We start from the raw sequence: 25,232 nt of genomic DNA, 5'->3' as shown, positions 1-25,232 counted from the left end.
TTTTAATCTGTTAAATGCTGTCTTCTTTCTCTATGACTAATATGCGCGCTTCACCTTGTGGATGAGCAACATGTTCGGTACCGATACCCGCATAAAAAATATCACCTGTATGGAGCAATACGGTTTTCTCTTGGCCATCTTCTTTGTAGCGCATTTCCACCGTACCATCCATGACAGCAAAGACTTCTTCACCGTCATTGATATGCCATTTGTAAGGCTTATCTGTCCAGTGAAGACGCACCGAAATACCATTCATATTGGTAATATCAAGTGCTCCCCAAGCACGTTCTGCTTTAAAGTGCTGACTTTGAATAACTTTATTCATGACTATATTCCTTAGTGAGCCTCATCCCAGTTAGTGCCTTGCCCCACATCTACAATCAATGGCACCACCAAATCAGCCGCGCTTTCCATTTGTGTTTTGATGAGCTCGCTATAAAACGCGATTTTTTCTGACCGCACTTCAAACACTAATTCATCGTGCACCTGCATAATCATCGCAATATCGGGATCGTTTTGTAGTTTTTGATCCAATTGAATCATGGCACGTTTGATAATGTCTGCGGCGGTGCCTTGCATTGGCGCATTGATTGCTACACGTTCGGCAGCTTTACGGCGCATACCATTAGAAGAGTTGATGTCCGGCAGATATAAACGACGGCCGAATAGGGTTTCCACATAGCCTTGGGCTTTGGCTTTTTCGCGAATATCGTGCATGAAGGTTTGTACGCCAGGATAGCGTTTGAAATACAAATCCATATAGTTCTGGGCATCGGCACGGCCAATACCAAGTTGGCGAGATAAGCCAAAAGCTGACATACCGTAAATTAAACCGAAGTTAATTGCCTTGGCATTGCGGCGTTGCTCGGAAGTTACTTCATCCAGTGCCACTCCAAAGATTTCAGCCGCGGTAGAGCGGTGAATATCTTTGCCTTGGGTAAAAGCATTAATTAAGCCCTGATCCTGCGATAGGTGTGCCATAATGCGTAGCTCGATTTGAGAATAGTCGGCTGCGACGACGGTAAAGCCTTCTCGCGCAATGAAGGCTTGACGAATACGGCGACCTTCTTCATTACGAATCGGAATGTTTTGCAGATTCGGATCACTTGATGAAAGACGACCGGTAGCTGTCACCGCTTGATGATAGGAAGTATGCACTCTACCCGTTTGCGGATTTACCATTTGTGGTAATTTGTCGGTGTAGGTGGATTTTAGTTTGCTGAGACCACGATGTTCTACCAACACTTTCGGTAATTCATGACTAAATGCGAGTTCTTCCAACACTTCCTCGTTAGTGGATGGTGCACCTTTTGGTGTTTTTTGAATGACTGGTAAACCTAATTTATCAAACAAAATTTCCTGTAATTGTTTGGTTGAGGCTAAATTAAATGGCTGCCCTGCCAAGACATAAGCTTGTTCTTCTAATTCACTTAAACGGTTAGCGATTTCATTAGATTGTAGGAATAGTGCATCGCTATCAATTAAGACACCACGACGTTCCATACGGGAAAGTACGCCTAACAATGGCAATTCCATTTCTTTAAAGAGTTTTTCAAGAGTGGGTTCTTTAGAGAGTTTTTCCCATAGTACTTGTTGCAGTTTCATTGTCACATCAGCATCTTCCGCAGCGTACTCGGCGGCTTGGTCTAATGGAATTTGGTTAAAGGTCAGCTGATTTTTACCTTTGCCTGCAATTTCTTCAAAACTAATGGTTTGATGCCCTAAATAACGTTTCGCTAGATCATCCATATTATGACGACCAGTGCTATTGAGCACATAGGACTCCAACATGGTATCGAAAGCCACACCTTGCACATCAATGCCATTACGGGCGAAAATAGTGAGGTCATATTTGAAGTTTTGCCCGACTTTTTGAATAGCGGGATTTTCTAAAACGGGTTTTAATAACGTAAGTGCGGTTGTTTTTTCAAGGGTTTTCGGTGCACCTAAATAATCTAATTGCAGCGGTAAGTAAGCTGCTTCACCGTTTTCTAACGCAAAGGAAATCCCCACTAAGTTGGCGGCCATATAATCTAAATTATCGGTTTCTGTATCTAGGGCAAAAAGTTTGGCCTGATTGAGTTTTTTCACCCAACGAGTTAAATCTGCTTCGGTGAGCAAGGTTTCATAACGGCTACGATCAATTTGAATTGCCGGCAATGCTTCATCGCTATTGTCTTGAGCAAGCGCAGGCGTGGCTTGATAGTGATTAATCTTAGTCGGTTGTTCATTATTATTGGTGATGGAATCAGCACCATTCATCACTTCATTGAGCCAACGTTTAAATTCATAACGGCCGAAATATTCAGTGAGTTGATCGTTATTGCTTGCACCAAGGGTGAGTTGCTCTGGCGTAATATCGAGGGCTACATCGGTTTTGATCGTAGCAAGACGATAGGATAAATCGGCCATTTCTTTTTCAGCCAATAATTTATTCCCTAATTTTTTTGCCCCACGAATTGGCAGTTCAGCCACTTTGTCTAAGTTGGCATAAATTTCTGCCATACTTCCGATACCCTGCAAGAGACCAAGTGCGGTTTTTTCACCGACACCCGCTACGCCTGGAATATTATCGGCGCTATCGCCCATTAGTGCTAAGTAATCAATGATGAGTTCCGGTGGAATACCGTATTTTTCAATCACGGCATCGCGATCCAATAAGGTATTATTCATGGTGTTGATCAACATAATGTTGTCGTCCACTAGCTGAGCCATGTCTTTATCGCCGGTGCTGATCAAGACTTTTTGATTCGCTTTGGAAGCCGCTACTGCTAAGGTACCAATGACATCGTCAGCCTCCACGCCTTCAATGACTAAAAGAGGAATGCCAAGGGCTCGGATAATATCGTGTAACGGCTGAATTTGTTTGCGCAGATCGTCGGGCATCGGTGGACGATGGGATTTATATTGTTCAAACATTTCATCACGGAAAGTTTTGCCCTTTGCATCAAAGACTACCGCAATATGGCTCGGTTGCACTTGCGAAATCAGGCTTTTGAGCATGTTTAATACACCGTACATGGCACCAGTCGGCTCGCCAGCAGAATTGGTGAGTGGCGGAAAAGCATGAAAAGCACGATATAAATAAGATGAACCGTCCACTAGGACTAATGGATTAGGAGCAATAGTTGGCATAAATATTCCGTTCAAAAATAATGAAAAGTGTCGCATTATAGCGTAAATTGCGAAATGGGGCGAACGGATAAAGTGCGGTCAATTAAACGTAAAAATTATGACGAAGGCATTTGGCTGTGGCATAATAGGAGCACTTGAGCATTCAACATAAGGGAATAACATGTCATTAAAACTGGTTGAAGTTGTTGTATTAGGGCAAGTGCTGCGCTTGAATGTCCCTGCCGAACAAGAAGAGATTTTGCGTCAAGCGGCGCGTAATTTAGATCTTCAAGTGTCTGAGATGAAAGAGCGTACAGGTTTATTGCAATTAGACCGTGTGCTTTCTATTGTTGCCTTGAATTTAAGTTTTGAATTAACCCAAGAAAAGAATAAAAATGCCCAGATTGAAAACGTGTTATGTACGCGAATTCAGCAGTTAGATCATTCTTTAGAGAATGCATTAGGTGGGCGTCTTATCGTCGATTAAATAAAAAAGAACCGCATGTTGAAAGTGCGGTTCTTTTTTTATGTATTTTTAATCGGGCGTGTAATAGAGTTGACCAATTTCAATTTTTTGTCGCCCTGTTTCTTCACGCCATTTATTGCTGTCTCGTAAAGAATAAACGCAGCCACAATATTCTTGCTGATAAAAACGTTCACGCTTACTGATTTCGATCATGCGTTGTGATCCGCCAGCTTTACGCCAGTTGTAATCCCAATAAATTACATCATCATATTTTTCAGCTGCACGGTGCCCACAACCATTAATTTGATCCATGTCTTTCCAGCGAGAAATACCAAGGCAACTAGTAAACACAGGGAAACCATGTTTATGAGCATATTCAGCGGCTTTTTCAAAACGCATATCAAAACACATAGTGCAACGGATGCCACGTTCAGGCTCCCACTCCATGCCTTTTGCGCGATCAAACCATTGTTGGCGATCGTAGTCAGCATCAATAAACGGAATCCCAAATTTTTGGGCAAAGCGGATATTTTCTTCTTTACGAATTAAATATTCTTTTAATGGATGAATATTCGGATTGTAAAAATAAATTGTAAACTCAATACCAGAGGCCAAAATGGCTTCCATCACTTCACCTGAGCAAGGCGCACAGCAGGAGTGGAGAAGTAACTTATTATGTCCTTCAGGTAATTCGAGTTTTTCACGAATAAAAGGCGCATTGGGATCCTTGCGTACTTTTTGTTTACGTGGTTTTTGCAATTTAGGTTGAGAATCGACCGCACTTTGCGGTTGAATTTGTTCTTCAGTCATATTAATAAGTTCGATCTACCGATAAATAAGCCAGTGAAATTAAGGCTTTTTTGTATTCGCTTTCTGGTAATAAGGCAATGGCATCAACTGCTTTTTTGGCTTCTTGTTTTGCACGATCCATTGCGTAATCGAGGGATTTATGTTCTGCCATAATCGCAAGCACTTCATCGATTGCATCACGTTTTCCGCCTTGTTCAATGGCTTCGCGAATAAGTGCGGCTTGTTGTGGATTACCATGACGCATTGCGTGTAATAAAGGAAGAGTCGGTTTACCTTCGGCGAGGTCATCACCCACATTTTTGCCTAATGCGGCAGCGTTAGCGCTGTAATCTAACACATCATCTACTAATTGGAATGCGGTACCGAGATAGCGACCATATTCTTGAAATGCTGTTTCAATTGATTTTTCAGCACCTGCAACAATCGCAACAGATTGTGCCGCCACTTCAAATAAGCGTGCTGTTTTACTATAAATCACACGCATATAGCTTTCTTCCGTGGTATCGGGATCGTTCACATTCATCAATTGTTGAACTTCACCTTCAGCCAATACGTTGGTGGCATCTGCCATAATGCGAAGAATATCTAGCGATTGTAACTGTGCCACTAACTGGAATGCACGAGTATAAATGAAGTCGCCTACTAATACGCTAGCCGCATTACCAAAGGCAGAGTTTGCCGTTGCGCGACCACGACGCATATCAGATTCATCTACCACATCATCATGTAATAAAGACGCGGTGTGAATAAATTCTACAAAGGTCGCACAAGTGGCTACTTTATCGCTTTCATAGCCTAATGCACGCGCAGCTAAGACCGCAATAAGTGGTCGAATACGTTTCCCGCCACCTTGTACAATATAAAAACCAAGTTGATTAACCATCGGCACATCGGAGTTAATTTGTGCTAGAATGGCTTGGTTGACTTTCTGCATATCCGCATCGGTTAATGCTTGGATTGCGTGCATATCCATTAAATCTTGTTTGTTCATCTTCATTTGGTTCGATGGTTGTGTATATAAAAGAAAGTGCGGTGAATTTTACCCGATTTTTCAAGGTTTCTGAAATTAAACTCGAGGAAAAGCGCTTTTTTTTATTTTATTGCAAATAAGTGCTTGCGATCGAGTTGTTTTTTCCGTAGAATTTGCGACCTATTTATATGAATTTTGAAGTGCGGACCGAAAATAGTAACGGAGAAGCACAATTTATAGCGGAGTATTTATGTACGCAGTTTTCCAAAGTGGCGGTAAACAACACCGTGTGAGCGAAGGTCAAGTAGTTCGTTTAGAAAAACTTGAACTTGCAACTGGCTCAACAGTTGAGTTCGACTCAGTGTTGATGGTCGTTAATGGTGAAGATGTTAAAATTGGTGCACCAGTAGTAGCTGGCGCAAAAGTAGTGGCTGAAGTTGTGGCACAAGGTCGTGGCGATAAAGTTAAAATCGTTAAGTTCCGTCGTCGTAAACACAGCCGTAAACAACAAGGTCATCGTCAGTGGTTCACAGAAGTGAAAATCACTGGGATTCAAGCATAATTTCAGAGGAGATCAAGTAGATGGCAACTAAAAAAGCTGGTGGTTCAACTCGTAACGGTCGTGATTCTGAAGCTAAACGCCTTGGTGTTAAACGTTTCGGTGGCGAATCTGTATTAGCAGGTAGCATCATTGTACGTCAACGTGGTACTAAATTCCACGCAGGTAACAACGTGGGTATGGGTCGTGACCACACCTTATTTGCTACCGCTGACGGTAAAGTAAAATTTGAAGTGAAAGGCGAGAAAAGCCGTAAATACGTAAGTATTGTAACTGAATAATTTTACATCTGATTTGATAAACGCCCCGCATTATCTGTGGGGCGTTTTCTTTGTTTTCTTACCTTTGATTTACAATCATTAATCAAATCTGTTATCTTGGCACTGTCATTCATTCTCTTCAATATTTCTTAGAATGAAATTTACCTGAATTCCTAACTGTGCTTTAGCCAAATAAAGGAAGACATCATGAAACAACAACCTCTTTTGGGATTTCTATTTGCTTTAATTACAGCGATGGCATGGGGATCTTTACCTATTGCGTTAAAACAGGTTCTATCAGTGATGACACCACAAACGATCGTCTGGTATCGATTTACGGTAGCTTCTCTTGCACTATTGATTTTGCTTGGTTACAAGAAAAAATTGCCACAAATTTTGAAAGGTGGTCGTTTCATTTGGCTTGTGCTTATTGGTGTTGCAGGATTAGCAGGTAATTTCTTTTTATTCAATAGCTCACTTAAGTTTATCGATCCTTCTTCAGCTCAAATTTTTATTCATTTTTCTTCTTTTGGCATGTTGATTTGCGGTCTTTTTGTCTTTAAAGAAAAGCTCGGATTGCATCAAAAGATTGGTTTAGGTTTGTTGTTGGCTGGATTAGTACTTTTCTTCAATGATAAGATTGACGTATTTAAAGGAGAGAGTGGCTATTTAACAGGTGTATTGTTAAGCCTAACGGCTTCATTAGTTTGGGTTGCTTATGGTATGGCGCAAAAGCTCATGCTTCGTCGTTTTAGTTCGCAACAGATTTTATTAATGATGTATTTCGGCTGCCTTTTAGTATTTACGCCTGTTGCTGAATTTTCACAAGTAAGAGAACTTAGCCTGTTAGCATTTGGTTGTTTAGCTTATTGTTGCTTAAATACCTTATTTGGTTATGGTGCCTATGCTGAAGCCCTTAATCGCTGGGAGGTTTCTAAAGTAAGCGTTGTGATAACCTTGGTGCCACTATTTACAATTTTCTTTGCTCATCTTGCGCATTATGTGAGCCCTGATAATTTTGCCGCGCCAGAATTAAATATGATTAGCTATATTGGGGCGTTTGTTGTAGTATGCGGAGCAATTTTGTCGGCAATCGGACATAAGTTATTACCGCAATCAAAGTAAAGTGCGGTTAAATATTGGAGAGTTTTTATGAAATTTATTGATGAAGCCCTGATTCGAGTGGAAGCAGGGGATGGCGGAAACGGTTGTGTGAGTTTCCGCCGTGAAAAATTTATCCCTAAAGGCGGCCCAGATGGCGGCGATGGCGGTGATGGCGGTGATGTTTATTTGGTTGCAGACGAAAACTTAAATACCTTAATCGATTATCGCTTTACGAAACGTTTCGCCGCAGAACGTGGTGAGAATGGCCACAGCTCAGATTGTACCGGTCGCCGCGGTAAAGATATTACGTTACGTGTGCCGGTGGGAACGCGTGCAATTGATAATGACACCAAAGAAGTACTTGGCGATTTAACGAAGCATGGTGCCAAAATGTTAGTGGCGAAAGGTGGTTATCATGGTTTAGGTAATACGCGTTTTAAATCTTCAGTGAACCGCGCACCTCGCCAAAAAACTATGGGTACTCCAGGTGAAAAACGCGATTTATTATTAGAATTAATGCTTCTTGCGGATGTCGGGATGCTTGGTTTACCGAATGCAGGTAAATCTACTTTTATCCGTGCGGTTTCAGCTGCAAAACCAAAAGTTGCAGATTATCCATTTACTACTTTAGTACCAAGTTTAGGCGTAGTGAAAGTGGATGAGAGCCATAGCTTTGTGGTGGCAGATATTCCTGGATTGATTGAAGGTGCATCGGATGGTGCGGGTTTAGGGATTCGTTTCTTAAAACACTTAGAACGTTGTCGTGTGTTAATTCATTTAGTAGATATTAACCCAATTGATGAATCCGATCCTGCTGATAATATTGCGATCATCGAGTCAGAATTATTCCAATATAGCGAAAAATTGGCAGATAAACCGCGTTGGTTAGTCTTCAACAAAATTGATACGATGACTGAAGAAGAGGCGCATGAACGAGCACAAGAGATTACCGAACGTCTTGGTTGGGAAGATGGCTATCACCTCATTTCTGCCGCAACCGGTAAAAATGTGCCACCACTTTGTCGTGATATTATGGATTTCATTGAAGCGAATCCACGAGATGCGGAAGTAGAAGAAAATAAACCAGAAGAAGTGAAATTCAAATGGGAAGACTACCATCAAGAACAGCTTGCTGAACATCAATTTGATGATGAAGATGATGACTGGGATGATTGGGACGAAGAAGATGAAGAAGGCGTTGAGTTTATTTACAAACCTTAATGCCTAAATGAAAAAAAGAGCGGAAATTTGACCGCTCTTTTTTATTTCCTTTAACCTTTCTTTTTTCCACCTTGGCGAGCTTTAAAGCGAGGGTTGGTTTTCGAAATGACATAGACGACACCGTGGCGGCGAACAATTTTGCAGCCAGGACGATTTTTTGCACTTTTTAGCGAAGATAATACTTTCATTGAATATTCCTATTTTGATTTAAATGCACCAAATTTACCATAGCGGTTTGCAAATTCACTTGCACGACCTTCATTCCCAATTTGACGGGTTTTACCGGTATAAAACGGGTGAGATGCAGATGAGGTATCACACATAAATACAGGGTATTCGTTACCATCTTCCCATTTCATGGTGTTGTTAGTTTTAGCGCAAGAACGGATGAGAAAGCCTTGTTTCGCATTGGAATCGTAAAATAAAACGGTACGATAATTTTCAGGATGAATGCCTTTTTTCATTAGAACTCCTTATATGACGGAAATAATTGGGTGAAGATACTAATTTAAAAGAGAATGATTATCAATATACTTTTATTCATAACCATGAGAATTTTTTTCATATTGAGAAAAAGAAAAATGCCTTTCGGTTGAAAGGCATTTTGTCTGTTTGGAGGGGGGAGTTATCCACGATGCGCGTTTTTCATAATACGCTCTTTCGCCACTTTCCATTCACGTTCTTTAATATCATCACGTTTATCATGTTGTTTTTTACCTTTCGCAAGACCGATTTTGATCTTCGCCCAAGGACCTTTCCAATAAAGAGAAAGGGCAACAATAGTAAAACCATCACGGCTTGATTTACCGAAAAGATTATCTAGTTCACGTTTATTCAATAAAAGCTTACGTGTACGCGTCGGATCGCAAACCACGTGAGTAGAGGCCAAGCTTAATGGTTGAATGGTCGCACCAAATAAATAGGCTTCACCGTTTTTAAAAATGATATAGCTGTCGCTGATATTGGCTTTACCTGCGCGCATTGATTTCACTTCCCAACCTTGTAATTCAAGGCCGGCTTCAATTTCATCTTCAATAAAATATTCATGTCGAGCTCGTTTGTTTAACGCAATGGTATTGGAGCCGACTTTGACTTTTTTCTTGGTCATTGTTATCCGTTGTTCATTAATCGTAAATTGGCGTTGATTTTACCGAATCTCGCCGTGGATAGCAAAAAACAAAAGGCTGATTTGACTCAGCCTTTTATTACTTAATGATAGATTACTCTTCTAATTCACCACAGAAACGATAGCCTTCACCATGCACGGTAGCAATGATTTCTGGTGTATTAGGATGATCTTCAAAATGCTTACGAATACGACGAATTGTTACATCTACAGTACGATCTTGTGGTTTTAATTCACGCCCTGTCATTTTTTGCAATAATTCTTCACGTGTTTGCAATTTGCCTGGGTTTTCACAGAAATGCAACATGGCACGAAATTCACTACGAGGCAATTTAAATTCAACGCCTTCTGGTGTAATTAAATTATGGCTATTTAAATCCAGCGTCCAACCATTAAAACGATAGTTCTCACGTTGTAAATGGGCTTCTTTACCATTTAATGTCATCGTGCGATGTAATAAATTTCGTGCACGAATAGTAAGTTCTCTAGGGTTAAATGGCTTTGTAAGATAATCATCGGCTCCGATTTCTAAACCTAAAATTTTATCGACCTCATTATCTCGTCCAGTGAGGAAAATCAAAGGGATAGGTGTTTTTTCACGTAATTCACGACCTAGTAATAAACCATTCTTACCAGGTAAGTTGATATCTAATACAATGAGATTAACCGTTTCTGAATTTAGCTGACGATACATTTCTGCACCATCTTGTGCTTGTAATACCTCATAACCTTCAGCTTCAAAAATTCCTTTTAATGTATTACGGGTTACCGCTTCATCTTCCACGATGAGGATTTTTGGGGTAGCCATTCATTGCTCCTTGTTATACTTTATTATGAGTATATTCTATAATTGTAACATTGCTGTAACAACAGAAAAGTATGGTCATTTTTTTAAATTACATTTAATTTTATGATCTAAGTCATAAATTCTTAACATTCTGTTCATCTATGCTAGAATTTTAACAGGAACAACAAATGGAACTTTATGATGAAACGAATTCTTCTTTTTTTATTTTTTATTTTTACCGCACTTTCCACTCAAGCTGGTCTTTTTGATAAAAAATCAGCTTTCTTACCTGTGGATGACGCTTTTCAATTTTCAGCTGCGAAAAGCGATAATCAAGAAAATGTGATCGTCAATTGGTCAATTGCAGAAGGGTATTATCTCTATCAAGAGAAAATTTCCGTGAAACTTAACCAAGCGGAAACCTCATCCTTTGATGTGCCGACATTTTCTATTTCACCTGAAGATTATAACGATCCTTATTTTGGCTTAATGAAGATTTTCAAAAAGCCGGTACAAGCTATTTTTAAAGCAAGCCAGCCGCCATTAAAAGCAGAAGATGTGATTGAAATTGCTTACCAAGGTTGTACTGAGGGCTTTTGTTATCCTCCTGAAGTGAAAGAAATTAAAGTGGCGGATTTGCCTATTGTCCAGGTTACCGATACTAAAAAAACATCGGAAAAATCGACCGCACTTTCAGAACAACCTAAAGCAGAGCAAGATCGTTTAGCGGAAAGTTTATTTAATAGCAAATATGCCGTATTTGGTTTTTTCTTATTGGGCTTAGGTTTGGCTTTTACCCCCTGTGTGCTGCCAATGCTACCGTTGCTTTCAGCAATAGTAATTGGTCAAAATCAACGCCCTAATATGTGGCGCGCTTTCGCATTAAGTTTTGTATATGTGCAAGGGATGGCGCTGACTTATACCTTACTAGGCTTGATAGTGGCAGCAATTGGTTTGCCATTCCAAGTCGCTTTACAACATCCTTATGTGATGATTGGCTTATCAATCATCTTTGTTTTGTTAGCTTTGTCGATGTTCGGGGTATTTACCTTACAGCTTCCAAGCTCATTACAAACAAAACTATCTTTACTTAGCCAACAGCAAAAAGCCGGTGCCTTTGGTGGCGTGTTTTTAATGGGGATGATTGCGGGACTTGTCGCTTCACCTTGTACATCAGCACCGCTTTCAGGAGCCTTGCTTTATGTGGCGCAGAGTGGCGATTTATTCACTGGTGCGATTACGCTTTATTTGCTTGCATTAGGGATGGGCGTACCACTTATTTTAATCACTTTATTCGGTAATAAAATCCTGCCTAAATCAGGTATGTGGATGGAAACGGTCAAAAAGCTCTTTGGCTTTGTGATGCTCGCATTACCGGTATTCTTAATTTCTCGTATTTTACCAGATGAATGGACACCAAGATTATGGGCGATGCTCGGTACTGCATTTTTCATTTGGTTTGCTTTCCAAATGCCGAAGAATGGTACAGGTTGGTTATTCCGAATTCTATTTTTAGTGGCAGCGATGATTAGTGTAAAACCGCTTCAAGCATGGGTTTGGGGTGAAGGCTCTGCACAAAGTGCAGTCGAAAATAAATTGGTTTCTCACGTTGAATTTAAACAAGTGAAAAGTGAAGCTGAATTGCAACAAGCACTGGCGGGAAATAACAAATCGCTGGTGATGCTCGATCTTTATGCGGATTGGTGTGTGGCTTGTAAAGAGTTTGAAAAAGAAACATTTAGCGATCCTCGTGTACAAAAAACCTTTGGCGATATGTTGCTCCTTCAAGTTGATATGACAAAAAACTCTGAAGAAAACCGTGCTTTAATGACAAAATATAAAGTGCTAGGTTTACCGACTATTTTGTTCTTTAATCAAGATGGAAAAGAAATCGAGGGGAGTCGTGTTAACGGATTCATGCCGCCTGTTGAGTTTCTACAATGGATTGAGAAAATCAGTAAACCATAAAATTATTTCTTAATCGTAAAAAGTCCTTTTCGATTTAAGGTATTGTTTAGTGTTAAGTTAATCATTAATATAAACCCGTTCTCAAATCACTTTTTATTTTTATGAGGTAAACTTTATGAAAAACTTAGAAAAATATTCTCCGTATGTTTTAGCTTTATTACGTATTATCGCTGCCTATATGTTTATCTTGCACGGTACAGCGAAATTCTGGGAATTCCCAGTGTCAATGACTGGTGGTAATGGTGCGGTGGGTGATCCACTAATGATCGTTGGTGGGATAATTGAGATTGTCGGTTCAATCTTATTAATTTTAGGTTTATTTGTTCGCCCAGCGGCATTTATCCTTTCAGGTCAAATGGCTTATGCATATTTCTTCATGCATGTAGCAGGTAAAGGGAATTTGTTCTTCCCAATCGCGAACGGTGGTGAACTTGCTTTATTTTATTCTTTAGTGTTCTTCTATTTTGTGTTTGCTGGTGCCGGCGCATTTTCTCTAGACAACCGCAAACGTTAATCAATAATCTCATTAATTTATTGCCCGCATTTTGCGGGCTTTTTTTAATCAATTAAATAAATCACACACTTTTAAGTGTGCTTACCAATAAAATTTTTTCTACATAAACGCAAACGTTTGCGTTATAATTCCCCGCGCTTATTTTTAACCATTTAATTAAAGGAAAATGTAATGACAGATCGTCCAATTCGTCAGGCTTTACTGAGTGTTTCTGATAAAACCGGTATCGTAGAATTTGCTCAAGGCTTAGTACAGCGTGGTGTAAAACTACTTTCCACAGGCGGTACTGCAAAATTGTTGGAGCAACATGGTTTGCCGGTGACTGAAGTGTCTGATTATACGGGGTTCCCAGAAATGATGGACGGTCGTGTGAAAACCTTGCATCCAAAAGTACATGGTGGGATTCTTGGTCGTCGTGGTACAGATGATGCGATCATGCAGCAACATGGCATTGAAGGCATTGATATGGTTGTCGTGAATTTATATCCGTTTGCAGCCACTGTGGCTAAACCAGATTGTACCTTGGCTGATGCGGTAGAAAATATCGATATCGGTGGCCCAACTATGGTGCGTTCTGCAGCGAAAAACCATAAGGATGTAGCGATCGTGGTAAATAATGGTGATTTCAATGCAATTCTTGCAGAGATGGATAAACATCAAAACAGCCTAACGCTTGAAACCCGTTTTGATCTTGCGATTAAAGCATTTGAACATACTGCTCAATATGACTCCATGATTGCCAACTACTTTGGACAAATGGTGAAACCATATCATGTGGCAGAGGAAGAAGATGCCAATGCGAAGTGCGGTCAATTCCCACGGACTTTAAACCTTAACTTCGTGCGTAAACAACCCATGCGTTACGGCGAAAACGCCCATCAAAATGCTGCCTTCTATGTTGATTTGAATGTGAAAGAGGCGAGCGTGGCTACGGCTAATCAACTCCAAGGTAAAGCCTTGTCTTACAATAATATTGCAGACACCGATGCGGCACTTGAATGCGTGAAAGAATTTGATGAGCCAGCTTGTGTGATTGTGAAACACGCTAATCCATGCGGTGTGGCTTTAGGTAAAGATATTTTAGACGCCTATAATCGTGCTTACCAAACCGATCCAACTTCTGCATTTGGCGGCATTATTGCGTTCAACCGTGAATTAGACGAAAAAACTGCGAATGAAATTGTGGAGCGCCAATTCGTTGAAGTGATTATTGCGCCGAAAGTTTCTGCTGAAGCACAAGAAGTCGTGAAACGTAAGAAAAATGTTCGTTTGCTTGAATGTGGTGAATGGACGTCACGTTCCGAACGTTTGGATTTCAAACGTGTAAACGGCGGTTTATTAGTACAAGATGCGGATTTAGGCATGGTTGGTTTGGGTGATTTAAAAGTAGTAAGTAAACGTCAGCCAACTGAACAAGAATTAAAAGACTTATTATTCTGCTGGAAAGTGGCAAAATTCGTGAAATCCAATGCGATTGTTTACGCCAAAGATAATCAAACCATCGGCATTGGTGCAGGTCAAATGAGCCGTGTGTATTCGGCCAAAATTGCAGGTATCAAAGCGCAGGACGAAGGCTTAACCGTAGCTGGTTGTGTAATGGCATCTGATGCATTCTTCCCATTCCGTGATGGTATTGATGCAGCGGCGAAAGTAGGGATCCAATGTGTGATCCATCCAGGTGGCTCAATGCGCGATCAAGAAGTCATTGATGCAGCGGATGAACATAATATGGTGATGGTATTAACAGGAATGAGACATTTCCGTCATTAATTTATCTAACCATCCCCCTCTTTCGTAAAGAGGGGACCTGGGGGAGATTTAAACGATGCTAATATACTATGAGGTTGAAATAATTTCTGCCAAATCTCCCCTCCCCTCTTTGCTAAAGAGGGGATTAAATTCAAAAAGATACAAGGAGCATTATGAATATCCTCATCATCGGAAATGGCGGGCGTGAACACGCCTTGGCTTGGAAAGCTGCACAATCTCCATTAGCGGACAAAGTTTTCGTCGCACCGGGCAATGCGGGGACAGCATTAGAACAAAAAGTTGAAAACGTAAACATTTCTGCGACTGATGTTCCCGCATTAGTGAAATTTGCTCAAGATAAGCAAATTGGATTAACCATTGTTGGCCCTGAAGCCCCGCTAGTAATTGGTGTGGTTGATGCATTTCGTGCGGCTGGATTAAAAATTTTTGGCCCAACTCAAGCGGCTGCACAATTGGAAGGTTCAAAAGCATTTACCAAAGATTTCCTCGCGCGTCATAAAATCCCAACGGCAGAATATCAAAACTTCACCGAAGTTGAGCCTGCATTAGCGTACTTGCGTGAGAAAGGCGCGCCAATTGTCGTTAAAGCGGATGGTTTAGCGGCGGGGAAAGGCGTAATCGTTGCAATGACATTGCAAGAAGCGGAAGACGCTGTACGTGATATGCTTTCGGGCAATGCCTTTGGCAAAGCGGGTAGCCGAGTGGTGATTGAAGAGTTTCTAGATGGTGAGGAAGCCAGTTTTATTGTCATCGTGGACGGTAAAAACGTTGAACCTATGGCTACCAGCCAAGATCATAAACGCGTGGGCGAAAATGATACAGGTTTGAATACTGGCGGTATGGGGGCTTATTCTCCTGCGCCAGTGGTGACACCAGAAATTCATGATCGCATTATGCGTGAAGTGATTTATCCAACCGTTAATGGTATGGCGGCAGAAGGCAATGTTTACACCGGTTTCTTGTATGCTGGATTAATGATTATGCCAAATGGTCAGCCGAAAGTGATTGAATTTAACTGTCGTTTCGGTGATCCGGAAACGCAGCCAATTATGCTTCGTCTTGAATCAGATCTCGTTGAGCTTTGTCTTAAAGCTTGCGAGGGAAAATTGGATGAAGTGAAATCCCAGTGGAATCCAAAAGCGTCCTTAGGCATTGTATTAGCCGCGGAAGGATATCCTGGAGATTATCGTAAAGGCGATGTGATTAGTGGTTTACCACAAAGTGCGGTCGAAAATGAGAAGGTTTTCTTAGCGGGTGTTTCAGAACAAGAAGGCAAATTAGTCACGAACGGCGGTCGCGTACTTTGTGCTACTGCATTAGGCGGAAGCGTATTGGAAGCACAACAAAAAGCCTTAAAACTCGCTGAGCAAATTCAATGGACTGGACGTTTTTATCGTCGAGATATTGGCTATCGTGCTGTTGAACGTGAGCAGCAAAAATAATTACATTTAATGTTAAGGAATCGTATGGATTATAAAAATAAGGAATTATGTCGCATTCGCACAATTAGTTTTTTTCTGACATTACATAAAGATAAAACTCAATGGGAAGCCGCTCTTCATTCGGTAAAACGTGATGTCGATTTATTATTGCCAGCAGTGCAGAAAGCCGGTTATACCTTGCAATCGATTCGAGTGATTACCAATCCTTTTGGTGAATATTTAGATTTAACCAATTTGCAGACAGCAAAAGCAGATTTGCAATATTTAACGGAGTTATTGAATAAATTTAATGAGAGTGGGATTCGTATTCGATTTGCAATTGGTGCGGCCAGAAATACAGAGGAAATTGCTTTATTGCCTGAGTTAATCGCGGCTTATGGCGATTTGTGTAATGCCTGTGTTAATGTGCCATTAGATGAAAATGGCGTGTTAGATAATGAACTTATTGAGCAATCTGTTTATGCCGTACAACAAATTGCGAACATCACACCTCGTGGCGAAGGTAATTTTAACTTTACTGTGAATTTTAACTGCAAGCCATTTATTCCTTATTTCCCGGCCGGTTATCATCTAAGTCATTTGCCGAACAGTTTTGTCATTGGTTTAGAAACACCGGATCTATTAGTCGAAGTATTAAAATCTGTACCAAAATCGCCTCATAATCAATTTTATGCTGATTGCTATCGAGCTATGTTGCAGGCTCTGCAATATCATGTAGATCAAGTATTAGATATGTTAAGTGCGGTCAAATTATCAGGTGAATTTGAATTTGCAGGCATTGATAGTTCGGCAGCGCCATCAAAAAATTGTTCATCTATGACAAAAGTTTATGAATTAATGGGATTGCCCTATTTTGGTGCGGCTGGTTCAGTAGAGGTTTCTGCTTTACTGACAAAAGTCTTTAAATCAATCAAGCGTGTACCATTGGTTGGATTTTCTGGATTAATGTTGGCGGTGACGGAAGATTTAGGTTTAGCCGAAGGGACACAAAAACAATATTTTGATATTCGCGCTTTACTGACTTATAGCGCCGTATGTGGTATCGGTTTAGATACGGTTCCTGTGGCGGGAAATGTTAAGGCTGAAACCATCGCAGCTATTATGCGTGATACTGGAACGATGGCATTTCGCTTAAATAAACCACTCACTGTGCGTTTATTCCCAATTCCGAATAAGGTTGCAGGTGAAATATCCGAATTTGAGAGTGATGATTTATGTAACTGCCGTCTTTTACATATTCCGGATTAAATAAAATTTTCCCTACTTTGTACTGATGAATGTTATCTCTACTGTCAATAAAAGGAATATCTCATGAGAAAATTAATATTGTGTGGTCTTGTTGCTGTATTATTCTCAGGGTGTACGGTAGCTCATCAGCAAACTGAACAAGAACAAGCCTTAGTCGGCGATTGGATTTGCCATGTAAAACCTGCAGCCAAATCCCCTTTACCTGTTGAGCATTTTGATTACGTCACTTATCGAGCGGATCAAACTGTGCTTCTACGCGGCATTTCACAGATTGATACAAAAGAAGGCTGGATGCGTTATTTATTGCAAGCTAAAGCCAAATGGCAGGCGAATGATGGTAAGTTAAGTTATGATTTTACCGATCGTCTATTTAAAACCGCCCATTCCCCACAAGTCGCGAAAATTATTGAACAATCTCCAGAATTTAAAGAATTAGATAAGGAATTTGTTTCACCTTGTAATAGCTGTGGTAATCATTTGGATATGAAGATTAAAATGAAAAGCCCAACAAGGATGGCCAATTTTAATACTTATACGAAAGAAACCAGCCAATGCCGTAAACTGGGTGTTGGCGAGAAAACAGAAGAAGTTAAACTAATTGAGAAATTAGTGAAAGAAAAAGGCTCGATTTAGATAAATGAATGTTTTTCATTGTAATAATGAAAAATATGATCGAAATTTTTGATTAAGTTTTTACTTGGAAACAGGTAAACTATACGCAAATAATTCAAACAACGAGGAAAACACAATGTTTAAAAAAAGTATGAACATCGCTGATTACGATCCGGTTCTATGGCAAGCCATTCAGGACGAAAATCGTCGTCAAGAAGAGCATATCGAGCTTATTGCATCTGAAAACTATGCGAGTCCACGCGTAATGGAGGCGCAAGGTTCACAGTTTACTAACAAGTATGCTGAAGGCTATCCTGGTAAACGTTACTACGGCGGTTGTGAGTACGCAGACATTGTGGAGCAGTTGGCAATTGATCGTGCTAAAGAGTTGTTTGGTGCTGATTATGTGAATGTACAACCACATTCAGGTTCACAAGCGAATGCGGCAGTATATGGTGCATTAATCAATGCTGGTGATACCATTTTAGGGATGGATTTAGCACATGGTGGTCACTTAACCCATGGGGCAAAAGTGAGTTTCTCCGGTAAAATCTATAATTCTGTACTTTATGGTATCACTGCTGATGGTTTAATCGACTATGAAGATGTGCGTCAAAAAGCATTAGAAAACAAACCAAAAATGATCGTGGCAGGTTTCTCTGCTTATTCTCAAGTGGTAGATTGGAAAAAAATGCGTGAAATCGCCGATGAAGTAGGCGCGTATTTATTTGTGGATATGGCTCACGTTGCAGGCTTAATTGCAGCAGGTTTATATCCAAACCCATTACCATACGCACACGTTGTGACAACGACCACTCATAAAACCTTAGGTGGTCCACGTGGTGGTTTAATCCTTTCTTCTTGCGGTGATGAAGAGCTTTATAAACGCTTACAATCTTCTGTTTTCCCTGCAAACCAAGGTGGTCCATTAGTTCACATTATTGCGGCGAAAGCGGTATGTTTCAAAGAAGCGTTAGAACCAGCTTATAAAGAATATCAAGCAAACGTGATTAAAAATGCGAAAGCAATGGTGGAAGTGTTTAAACAACGTGGTTATGACGTGGTTTCAAACGGCACTGAAAACCACTTATTCTTAGTAAGTTTCATCAAACAAGGCTTAACCGGTAAAGCAGCAGATGCCGCGTTAGGTAAAGCGAATATCACGGTGAATAAAAACTCCGTACCAAATGACCCACAAAAACCATTTGTGACCTCTGGTATTCGTGTTGGTACACCAGCGGTGACTCGTCGTGGTTTTAACGAACAAGACTGTCGTGAATTAGCTGGCTGGATGTGTGATGTATTAGATGCATTAGGCAAAGAAAACGAAGAGCAAGTGATTGCAGCAACCAAAGAAAAAGTATTGGCAATCTGCAAACGTCTTCCTGTTTACGCATAATGCTGATTCAGCTTTTATTTGTGATGTTAGCGGCGGTAAATATCGCCGCTTATTTTTTAATGTGGAAAGATAAAGTCCGCGCGGTTCGTCACGGCTGGCGGATTTCTGAAAATACTTTCTTTCTATTAAGCCTTCTTGGTGGGTTTATTGGCGTTTATTGCGGCATGAAACGATTTCGTCATAAAACCAAACACTTTAGTTTCAAATTTGTCGTTGTGTTTAGTGCGTTTATTTGGTTGATTTTAATGCCTTATTGGTATTTCTTTCTTGAGTAACGTTGAGCGCAGAATGACTTTCAGTAATAAAAAAGCCTAGAGGAATATCTCTAGGCTTTTTAGTATGTGATTAGACTACTTAAAAATAAGGCGTCGATTTCGACTTTTCTTCACTTGTGAAAGTGTAATAAATCCCAACACAATGACATAGACAGCAAAAATAAATACCAACCATTGCACCATCGTGATGCCGAAAAGTGACCATTGGCTTTCATTACAACTGCCTGTTGGATTGAAGACTGTTGGTAGCCATTTATGGAATGGTAACGTTTCCGGAAAGTTTGGTATAAATTCACATTGTTTCCACGGTGCAGGGTTCATTTGTAAATCAAGGTGACGGATAGATATCATTAATCCTTTAATTGCACTAAATAAACCCACAATAAGAGCAAGAATGCGGATAATAAGCGAACTTGGGGCTAGGGTGCCGATAAGACCAGCGACGAATAAACCCACAACAGCTAAACGTTCATAAACACAAAGTACGCAAGGTTGCAAACTCATGCCGTATTGAAAATAAAGTGCGGTCGATTCTAGGGCAAATGCGGTAAATGCCAAAAAGATCCACGCTGAACGTTTAAGGGATAATTGCTTAAAAAAGTCGAGCATTCTTTCTCCTTATGATTCACTAAATAGGAAGAATTAAGCCAAGGTTCGCAAGCAAAATTGTCATATCTGGTAAGATAAATTCGATAGCAAGGAAACCCACCACAGTTAATACGATGGTGTAAGGCAATGCCATATAGACCATTCTACCATAGGAAAGTTTAATTAACGGTGCAAGAGACGATGTTAGTAAGAACAAGAATGCAGCTTGACCGTTTGGCGTTGCTACAGAAGGTAAGTTTGTACCTGTATTGATTGCAACCGCAAGTAATTCAAATTGGTGTGGTGCAATTGATCCAGCTGTAAGCGCATTTTTCGCTTCATTGATGTAAACCGTTGCAACGAATACGTTATCAGAAATTGCAGAAAGTAAACCGTTGAAACCATAGAATAAGGCTAACTGAGTTTTCTCTTCTGCACTTAATACGAAGTGGATAATTGGACCAAAGAGTTTTTGATCAATAATTACCGCAACGATAGAGAAGAATACCACTAATAACGCAGTGAAAGGTAAGCTTTCTTGGAATGATTTACCAATCGCGTGTTCATCTGTAACGCCGGTAAAGGTAGTCGCAAGAATAATTACACTTAAACCGATTAAACCTACCGCAGCTAAATGGAAGGCTAGACCTAAGATTAACCAAATCGCGATAAGACCTTGAACAGAAAGACGTACTTTATCTTGTTTAGACATTTTTTGTGTATTTTCACGATCTAAATCAGCCAAGATTTTCCATACTTCTTCTGGTAATTTTTCGCCATAGCCGAATACTTTAAATTTTTCCACTAAAACACAAGTGAGTAATCCACAGATAAATACAGGGATGGTTACTGGCGCCATACGGAAGAAGAACTCAATGAAGTTCCATTTTGCTTGTTCTGCAATAATCAGGTTTTGTGGTTCACCCACCATGGTCATTACACCACCGAGTGCGGTACCTACACCAGCATGCATCATTAAGCTACGTAAGAAAGAGCGGAATTTTTCGAGAGTTTCATGATTTTTGATTTTGTTATCATCGGCAATATCAACCGCCTCCTGTAGATTTTTCCCTGATGCCACTTTGTGATAAACCCCATAGAAACCCATAGCTACGCTGATAATTACTGCAACAACAGTAAGTGCATCTAAGAAAGCTGAAAGAAATGCAGCACTAAAACAGAACGCGACAGAAAGGACGATTTTAGAACGGATACGGACTAATAATTTGGTGAACACATAAAGCAAAAGTTGCTTCATAAAGTAAATACCGGCCACCATAAAGATTAAAAGTAAAACGACTTCAAAGTTTGCCATGATCTCGGCTTTAACGTGCTCTGCATTCGTCATACCAATAGCAATAGCTTCAACGGCTAATAAACCACCCGGTTGAAGAGGATAGCATTTTAATGCCATAGCAAGGGTGAAAATAAACTCGGCGACGAGTACCCAGCCCGCCACAAATGGGCTTACCCAAAAGAATAAAATTGGGTTAATTACCAAGAAGGCAATAATAGTTAATTTATACCAATCAGGGCTCGAACCCAGAAAGTTTTTCATAAATGCTTGTGTGTAAGTCATATTGAACTCCGTTTTTTATAGTCCTGTCATTGTAATATATACTGCTTTAAAGGATAATAGACCAGTTAAAGATTTATTCAATAAATCACATTTTTTTGATCTTTTTAGGCTTTTTTATATTTATTTCATACTCATGCAAACAGATAATACCCTTTTACGGGCTCAAAGCCCAGCTGCGCTTGCCGAAGAATATATTGTTAGAAGTATTTGGGATGATGTATTTCCCGCCGGCACCAATCTTCCTTCTGAGCGTGATTTAGCTGATAAAATCGGCGTAACACGCACCACATTACGTGAAGTATTACAGCGTTTGGCTCGTGATGGCTGGCTTACCATTCAACACGGCAAGCCGACAAAAGTCAATGATATTTGGGATACAGCTGGTCCAAGCATCATTGAAACCTTAATTACCTTAGATCGCCAAAGTGCGCCGTTAATTATTGAAAATATGTTGTCATTGCGTAGTCGCATGTCAGAATCTTATATTTATGAGGCAGTAAAAAATTCACCTAAAGCTTCTGCAGCCTTGTTCAAAGGAATGGATGCTTTAGAAAATACCGCTGAAAGCTACATGGAATTTGACTATGCCTTATTTCGTCAGTTTACAGTAATGGCAAACAAACCTTTTTATCGTTTAATTTTCAATAGCTTACGTGGGGTTTATCATAAAATTGGTTTGCTATTCTTTAGTGACGAAAAACATCGCCAAGTGACTTATGATTTCTATGTCGAGTTGCGTGATATTTGTGAAAGCGGTCAATCCGATTTAGTGGTGGAATGTATTCGCAAGCATAAACAAGTCACCTCTGGTTACTGGCGATCCATTTTAGAAAGTTTGCCGAAAGATTTAACAACAGAATAATATTAAAAGTGCGGTTGAAAATGACCGCACTTTTTCCTTATATCAAGAACTCAATATTATGCGTATTCCAAGAATTTATCATCCAGAATCCCTTAAAAATCAATCTACTTGCCAACTTTCAGAGGATGCGGCTAATCACGTAGGACGTGTACTTCGCATGACTGAAGGTGAGCAAATTGAATTATTTGATGGTAGTAATCATATTTATCCAGCAAAAATTATTGAAGCGAGCAAAAAAGCCGTTAAAGTGGAAATTCTTGGTTGTGAATTGAGTGATAAGGAGTCGAATTTATCGATTCATTTAGGGCAGGTTATTTCACGTGGCGATCGAATGGAATTTACCATTCAAAAATCTGTGGAATTGGGCGTGAATGTGATTACACCATTATGGTCAGAACGCTGTGGCGTGAAGTTGGATGGTGAACGTATGGATAAGAAAATCCAACAATGGCAAAAAATTGCCATTGCGGCTTGTGAACAATGTGGCCGTAACGTTGTGCCAGAAATTCGTCCATTAATGAAATTACAAGATTGGTGTGCAGAAAATGATGGCGCGTTGAAATTGAATTTACATCCAAGAGCCCAATATTCAATTAAAACCTTGCCTTCTATTCCAAAAGAAGGTGTTCGTTTGCTTATTGGTTCAGAAGGCGGTTTATCACCTCAAGAAATCGCTCAAACTGAACAACAAGGATTTACTGAAATTTTATTAGGAAAGCGTGTGTTACGTACAGAAACAGCCTCTTTAGCGGCGATTAGTGCGTTGCAAATTTGTTTTGGAGATTTGGGATAATGATGGATTTACAAGGGCAATTTTTAATTGCGATGCCACAGTTGGAAGATTATTTCCAAAATACCGTGGTGTATATGTGTGAGCATAATGAGCAAGGTTCGATGGGTTTAGTGATTAATCAACCCACCGATTTAAGCATTGCTGAACTGTATTCAAAAATGAATTTTATGATGAAAAATGACCGCACTTTTAGCAATGAACTTGTGCTTGCGGGTGGTCCAGTACATTCTGAGCGTGGTTTTATTCTGCATAAGAAAACCGCGAAAGAATTTGAGCATAGTTATAAAATTACCGATGAGATGTTTCTGACCACTTCGGCAGATATTGTGGAAACCTTCGGTTCAGAGGATGCGCCCGAAAAATATCTTGTTGCTCTCGGTTGTGCAAGTTGGACAGCTGGACAGCTAGAACAAGAGATTGCAGATAATGCGTGGTTAGTGGCACCTGCTTCAGACACCATTTTATTTGAAACGATTTATGAAGATCGTTATCCTGCCGCGAATCAATTATTAGGGATTAATCCTCATAATTTTGTCTTTTCACAAGTAGGGCATAGTTAATGGGCATCACGGCAATTGCATTTGATTTCGGTACAAAAAGCATCGGTTGTGCAGTCGGGCAAAGTATCACGGGTACAGCGCAAGCATTACCTGCATTTAAAGCGCAAGATGGGATTCCAAATTGGGATGCTATTGAAAAATGCTTAAAAGACTGGAAACCTGATGTTATTGTGGTGGGATTGCCTTTAAATATGGATGGTACCGAGCAAGATTTAACACTTCGAGCGAAAAAATTTGCCAACCGCTTAAATGGTCGTTTCGGTATCAAAGTGGAATTGCAAGATGAGCGCTTAACGACGGTTTCTGCACGTGATGAAATTTTCCAGCGTGGCGGTTATCGCGCTCTCAATAAAGGCAAAGTAGATGGGATCTCTGCTTGTCTGATTTTAGAAAGTTGGTTCGAAAGTTATTCAGAATAAGCCAAAAATAAACCGCACTTTAAGGTGCGGTTTGTTGTATTTATGAGTTTATTTTTTTATCCAAATCAGACTCGCCATTCGGCCTGTTTTGCCATCTCGACGATAGGAAAAGAAGGTCTCTTTTTCAGTAAAGGTACAATGTTCACCACCGTAAATTTGGGTAATCCCTAATTTGTTGAGGCGTTGTGTGGCGATTTGATAAAGATTGCCGAAGTATTTTCCTGATTCATTTGGATCTGGTTGAAAAGCCGTTTCTGCAATCGGGTCAAACGCCATAAATTGCTCAATCACTTCTTTGCCCACTTGGAATGCATTAGGGCCGATAGCAGGCCCAAACCACGCAATAATCTCTTCGGGGGCAGATTGGAAGCATTTTACTGTTTCTTCTAATACACCATCACAGAGTCCACGCCAGCCCGCATGTGCCGCAGCCACTTCAGTACCTTTATTATTAGTGAATAAAACTGGCAAGCAATCAGCCGTCATGACCAAACAGACTTGGTTAGGTTGATTGGTGTAAACCGCATCAGCCTCTAAATTATTACCCTCATAAGGCACCGTGATTACACGAGTGCTGTGCGTTTGAGTTAAAAACAACGGGAAATGTGGCAGATTAAATTTTTCGACCAGTAAAGTGCGGTTAGTTTTGACCGCACTTTTATCATCTTCGACATGATCACCCAAATTGAAACTATCGAAAGGCGGCAGGCTTACGCCACCTTCTCTTGTAGTTGTAAACGCTTGGATATGTGGTGGAACATTCCAGTTTGGAACAATGGTTTTCAT

Annotated in this window: 28 protein-coding genes; 17 read left to right on the top strand and 11 right to left on the bottom strand. The window is 40.2% G+C overall.

Features of this window, described 5'->3' with window-relative positions; genetic code table 11:
• Positions 1–10 precede the first annotated feature (10 nt).
• Together DPV95_RS06910 and polA are read right to left on the bottom strand one after the other, a co-directional pair.
• On the bottom strand, positions 11–325 hold the full coding sequence (locus DPV95_RS06910) for a cupin domain-containing protein (protein WP_065285547.1): 315 nt from the start codon (positions 323–325) through the stop codon (positions 11–13).
• Positions 326–336: 11 nt separating this feature from the next.
• Positions 337–3,135 (bottom strand): DNA polymerase I, encoded by a 2,799-nt coding sequence (gene polA / locus DPV95_RS06905; RefSeq protein WP_111406855.1) that lies wholly within the window; start codon positions 3,133–3,135, stop codon positions 337–339.
• 160 nt (positions 3,136–3,295) lie between these two features.
• Between polA and DPV95_RS06900 the strand changes: the two genes are divergently transcribed.
• Positions 3,296–3,601, top strand: a complete 306-nt coding sequence (locus DPV95_RS06900; RefSeq protein WP_049362360.1) for a cell division protein ZapA — start codon at positions 3,296–3,298, stop codon at positions 3,599–3,601.
• Between the two features lie 48 nt (positions 3,602–3,649).
• Here DPV95_RS06900 and DPV95_RS06895 read toward each other — a convergent pair whose 3' ends face one another.
• Positions 3,650–4,390 (bottom strand): epoxyqueuosine reductase QueH, encoded by a 741-nt coding sequence (locus DPV95_RS06895; RefSeq protein ID WP_049367211.1) that lies wholly within the window; start codon positions 4,388–4,390, stop codon positions 3,650–3,652.
• Between the two features lies 1 nt (position 4,391).
• Positions 4,392–5,381 (bottom strand): octaprenyl diphosphate synthase, encoded by a 990-nt coding sequence (gene ispB / locus DPV95_RS06890; protein ID WP_005697829.1) that lies wholly within the window; start codon positions 5,379–5,381, stop codon positions 4,392–4,394.
• A 229-nt stretch (positions 5,382–5,610) separates the two neighbouring features.
• Between ispB and rplU the strand changes: the two genes are divergently transcribed.
• The 4 genes from rplU to cgtA all read left to right on the top strand — a co-directional run bounded on the left by rplU (position 5,611) and on the right by cgtA (position 8,504).
• The gene (rplU, locus tag DPV95_RS06885; protein WP_111406854.1) at positions 5,611–5,922 is read left to right on the top strand and encodes a 50S ribosomal protein L21; all 312 of its coding nucleotides are present in this window, start codon (positions 5,611–5,613) and stop codon (positions 5,920–5,922) included.
• Positions 5,923–5,942: 20 nt separating this feature from the next.
• On the top strand, positions 5,943–6,200 hold the full coding sequence (rpmA, locus tag DPV95_RS06880) for a 50S ribosomal protein L27 (protein WP_005539872.1): 258 nt from the start codon (positions 5,943–5,945) through the stop codon (positions 6,198–6,200).
• 186 nt (positions 6,201–6,386) lie between these two features.
• Positions 6,387–7,304, top strand: a complete 918-nt coding sequence (locus DPV95_RS06875) for a DMT family transporter (RefSeq protein WP_049367210.1) — start codon at positions 6,387–6,389, stop codon at positions 7,302–7,304.
• A 27-nt stretch (positions 7,305–7,331) separates the two neighbouring features.
• The gene (cgtA, locus tag DPV95_RS06870) at positions 7,332–8,504 is read left to right on the top strand and encodes an Obg family GTPase CgtA (protein ID WP_049367209.1); all 1,173 of its coding nucleotides are present in this window, start codon (positions 7,332–7,334) and stop codon (positions 8,502–8,504) included.
• Between the two features lie 50 nt (positions 8,505–8,554).
• On the opposite strand, the gene ykgO is transcribed toward cgtA, so the two are convergent.
• From ykgO to arcA, 4 genes are all read right to left on the bottom strand, one after another.
• Positions 8,555–8,692, bottom strand: coding sequence for a type B 50S ribosomal protein L36 (gene ykgO / locus DPV95_RS06865; protein WP_005695435.1), 138 nt, complete (start codon positions 8,690–8,692; stop codon positions 8,555–8,557).
• 9 nt (positions 8,693–8,701) lie between these two features.
• Complete coding sequence (locus tag DPV95_RS06860; protein ID WP_005695437.1) at positions 8,702–8,968, bottom strand: type B 50S ribosomal protein L31; 267 nt, start codon at positions 8,966–8,968, stop codon at positions 8,702–8,704.
• A gap of 161 nt (positions 8,969–9,129) precedes the next feature.
• Positions 9,130–9,612 carry an SsrA-binding protein SmpB gene (gene smpB / locus DPV95_RS06855; protein ID WP_014064114.1) on the bottom strand — a complete coding sequence of 161 codons (483 nt, stop codon included), beginning with the start codon at positions 9,610–9,612 and terminating at the stop codon, positions 9,130–9,132.
• Between the two features lie 112 nt (positions 9,613–9,724).
• Positions 9,725–10,438: a two-component system response regulator ArcA gene (arcA, locus tag DPV95_RS06850; protein ID WP_049367208.1), complete on the bottom strand. Its 714-nt coding sequence runs from the start codon at positions 10,436–10,438 to the stop codon at positions 9,725–9,727.
• 180 nt (positions 10,439–10,618) lie between these two features.
• Between arcA and DPV95_RS06845 the strand changes: the two genes are divergently transcribed.
• The 8 genes from DPV95_RS06845 to DPV95_RS06810 all read left to right on the top strand — a co-directional run bounded on the left by DPV95_RS06845 (position 10,619) and on the right by DPV95_RS06810 (position 19,645).
• On the top strand, positions 10,619–12,385 hold the full coding sequence (locus DPV95_RS06845; RefSeq protein WP_049367207.1) for a protein-disulfide reductase DsbD: 1,767 nt from the start codon (positions 10,619–10,621) through the stop codon (positions 12,383–12,385).
• Positions 12,386–12,500: 115 nt separating this feature from the next.
• Positions 12,501–12,899, top strand: a complete 399-nt coding sequence (locus DPV95_RS06840; protein ID WP_005695441.1) for a DoxX family protein — start codon at positions 12,501–12,503, stop codon at positions 12,897–12,899.
• A gap of 171 nt (positions 12,900–13,070) precedes the next feature.
• Positions 13,071–14,669 carry a bifunctional phosphoribosylaminoimidazolecarboxamide formyltransferase/IMP cyclohydrolase gene (gene purH, locus DPV95_RS06835; protein ID WP_049367206.1) on the top strand — a complete coding sequence of 533 codons (1,599 nt, stop codon included), beginning with the start codon at positions 13,071–13,073 and terminating at the stop codon, positions 14,667–14,669.
• 152 nt (positions 14,670–14,821) lie between these two features.
• Positions 14,822–16,111, top strand: coding sequence for a phosphoribosylamine--glycine ligase (gene purD / locus DPV95_RS06830; protein WP_049367205.1), 1,290 nt, complete (start codon positions 14,822–14,824; stop codon positions 16,109–16,111).
• A 24-nt stretch (positions 16,112–16,135) separates the two neighbouring features.
• Positions 16,136–17,359: a DUF711 family protein gene (locus tag DPV95_RS06825; protein ID WP_049367204.1), complete on the top strand. Its 1,224-nt coding sequence runs from the start codon at positions 16,136–16,138 to the stop codon at positions 17,357–17,359.
• A 63-nt stretch (positions 17,360–17,422) separates the two neighbouring features.
• Positions 17,423–17,992 (top strand): hypothetical protein, encoded by a 570-nt coding sequence (locus tag DPV95_RS06820; RefSeq protein WP_049367203.1) that lies wholly within the window; start codon positions 17,423–17,425, stop codon positions 17,990–17,992.
• Between the two features lie 115 nt (positions 17,993–18,107).
• Positions 18,108–19,370, top strand: a complete 1,263-nt coding sequence (gene glyA, locus DPV95_RS06815; RefSeq protein ID WP_049367202.1) for a serine hydroxymethyltransferase — start codon at positions 18,108–18,110, stop codon at positions 19,368–19,370.
• A complete protein-coding gene (locus DPV95_RS06810) occupies positions 19,370–19,645 on the top strand; it encodes a DUF1294 domain-containing protein (protein ID WP_049367201.1) in 276 nt (91 codons plus the stop codon). The genes glyA and DPV95_RS06810 overlap by 1 nt, the downstream gene beginning before the upstream one ends.
• Positions 19,646–19,720: 75 nt before the next feature.
• Here the strand turns inward: DPV95_RS06810 and dsbB are convergent, their stop codons facing one another.
• Positions 19,721–20,254 carry a disulfide bond formation protein DsbB gene (gene dsbB / locus DPV95_RS06805; RefSeq protein ID WP_111406853.1) on the bottom strand — a complete coding sequence of 178 codons (534 nt, stop codon included), beginning with the start codon at positions 20,252–20,254 and terminating at the stop codon, positions 19,721–19,723.
• Positions 20,255–20,273: 19 nt separating this feature from the next.
• Positions 20,274–21,812 carry a Na(+)/H(+) antiporter NhaB gene (gene nhaB, locus DPV95_RS06800; protein ID WP_111406852.1) on the bottom strand — a complete coding sequence of 513 codons (1,539 nt, stop codon included), beginning with the start codon at positions 21,810–21,812 and terminating at the stop codon, positions 20,274–20,276.
• A 133-nt stretch (positions 21,813–21,945) separates the two neighbouring features.
• Between nhaB and fadR the strand changes: the two genes are divergently transcribed.
• Genes fadR through ruvX form a run of 4 tightly spaced genes read left to right on the top strand, consistent with a single transcriptional unit; the run spans position 21,946 to position 24,446 of the window.
• Positions 21,946–22,674 carry a fatty acid metabolism transcriptional regulator FadR gene (gene fadR / locus DPV95_RS06795; protein WP_111406851.1) on the top strand — a complete coding sequence of 243 codons (729 nt, stop codon included), beginning with the start codon at positions 21,946–21,948 and terminating at the stop codon, positions 22,672–22,674.
• A 58-nt stretch (positions 22,675–22,732) separates the two neighbouring features.
• Entirely contained in the window at positions 22,733–23,467 is a 735-nt protein-coding gene (gene rsmE / locus DPV95_RS06790) for a 16S rRNA (uracil(1498)-N(3))-methyltransferase (RefSeq protein ID WP_049384563.1), read from the top strand.
• Positions 23,467–24,027 carry a YqgE/AlgH family protein gene (locus DPV95_RS06785; RefSeq protein WP_049364895.1) on the top strand — a complete coding sequence of 187 codons (561 nt, stop codon included), beginning with the start codon at positions 23,467–23,469 and terminating at the stop codon, positions 24,025–24,027. The genes rsmE and DPV95_RS06785 overlap by 1 nt, the downstream gene beginning before the upstream one ends.
• Complete coding sequence (ruvX, locus tag DPV95_RS06780) at positions 24,027–24,446, top strand: Holliday junction resolvase RuvX (protein ID WP_005695457.1); 420 nt, start codon at positions 24,027–24,029, stop codon at positions 24,444–24,446. Before DPV95_RS06785 ends, ruvX begins: the two co-directional genes overlap by 1 nt.
• 48 nt (positions 24,447–24,494) lie before the next feature.
• Here the strand turns inward: ruvX and pgeF are convergent, their stop codons facing one another.
• Positions 24,495–25,232 carry a peptidoglycan editing factor PgeF gene (pgeF, locus tag DPV95_RS06775; RefSeq protein WP_111406850.1) on the bottom strand — a complete coding sequence of 246 codons (738 nt, stop codon included), beginning with the start codon at positions 25,230–25,232 and terminating at the stop codon, positions 24,495–24,497.

It is taken from the genome of Haemophilus parainfluenzae, assembly GCF_003252755.1.
Taxonomy (GTDB): Bacteria; Pseudomonadota; Gammaproteobacteria; order Enterobacterales; family Pasteurellaceae; genus Haemophilus_D; species Haemophilus_D parainfluenzae_N.
Note: the sequence above shows the minus strand (reverse complement) of the source record. Positions and strands in the feature narration are given on the sequence as shown.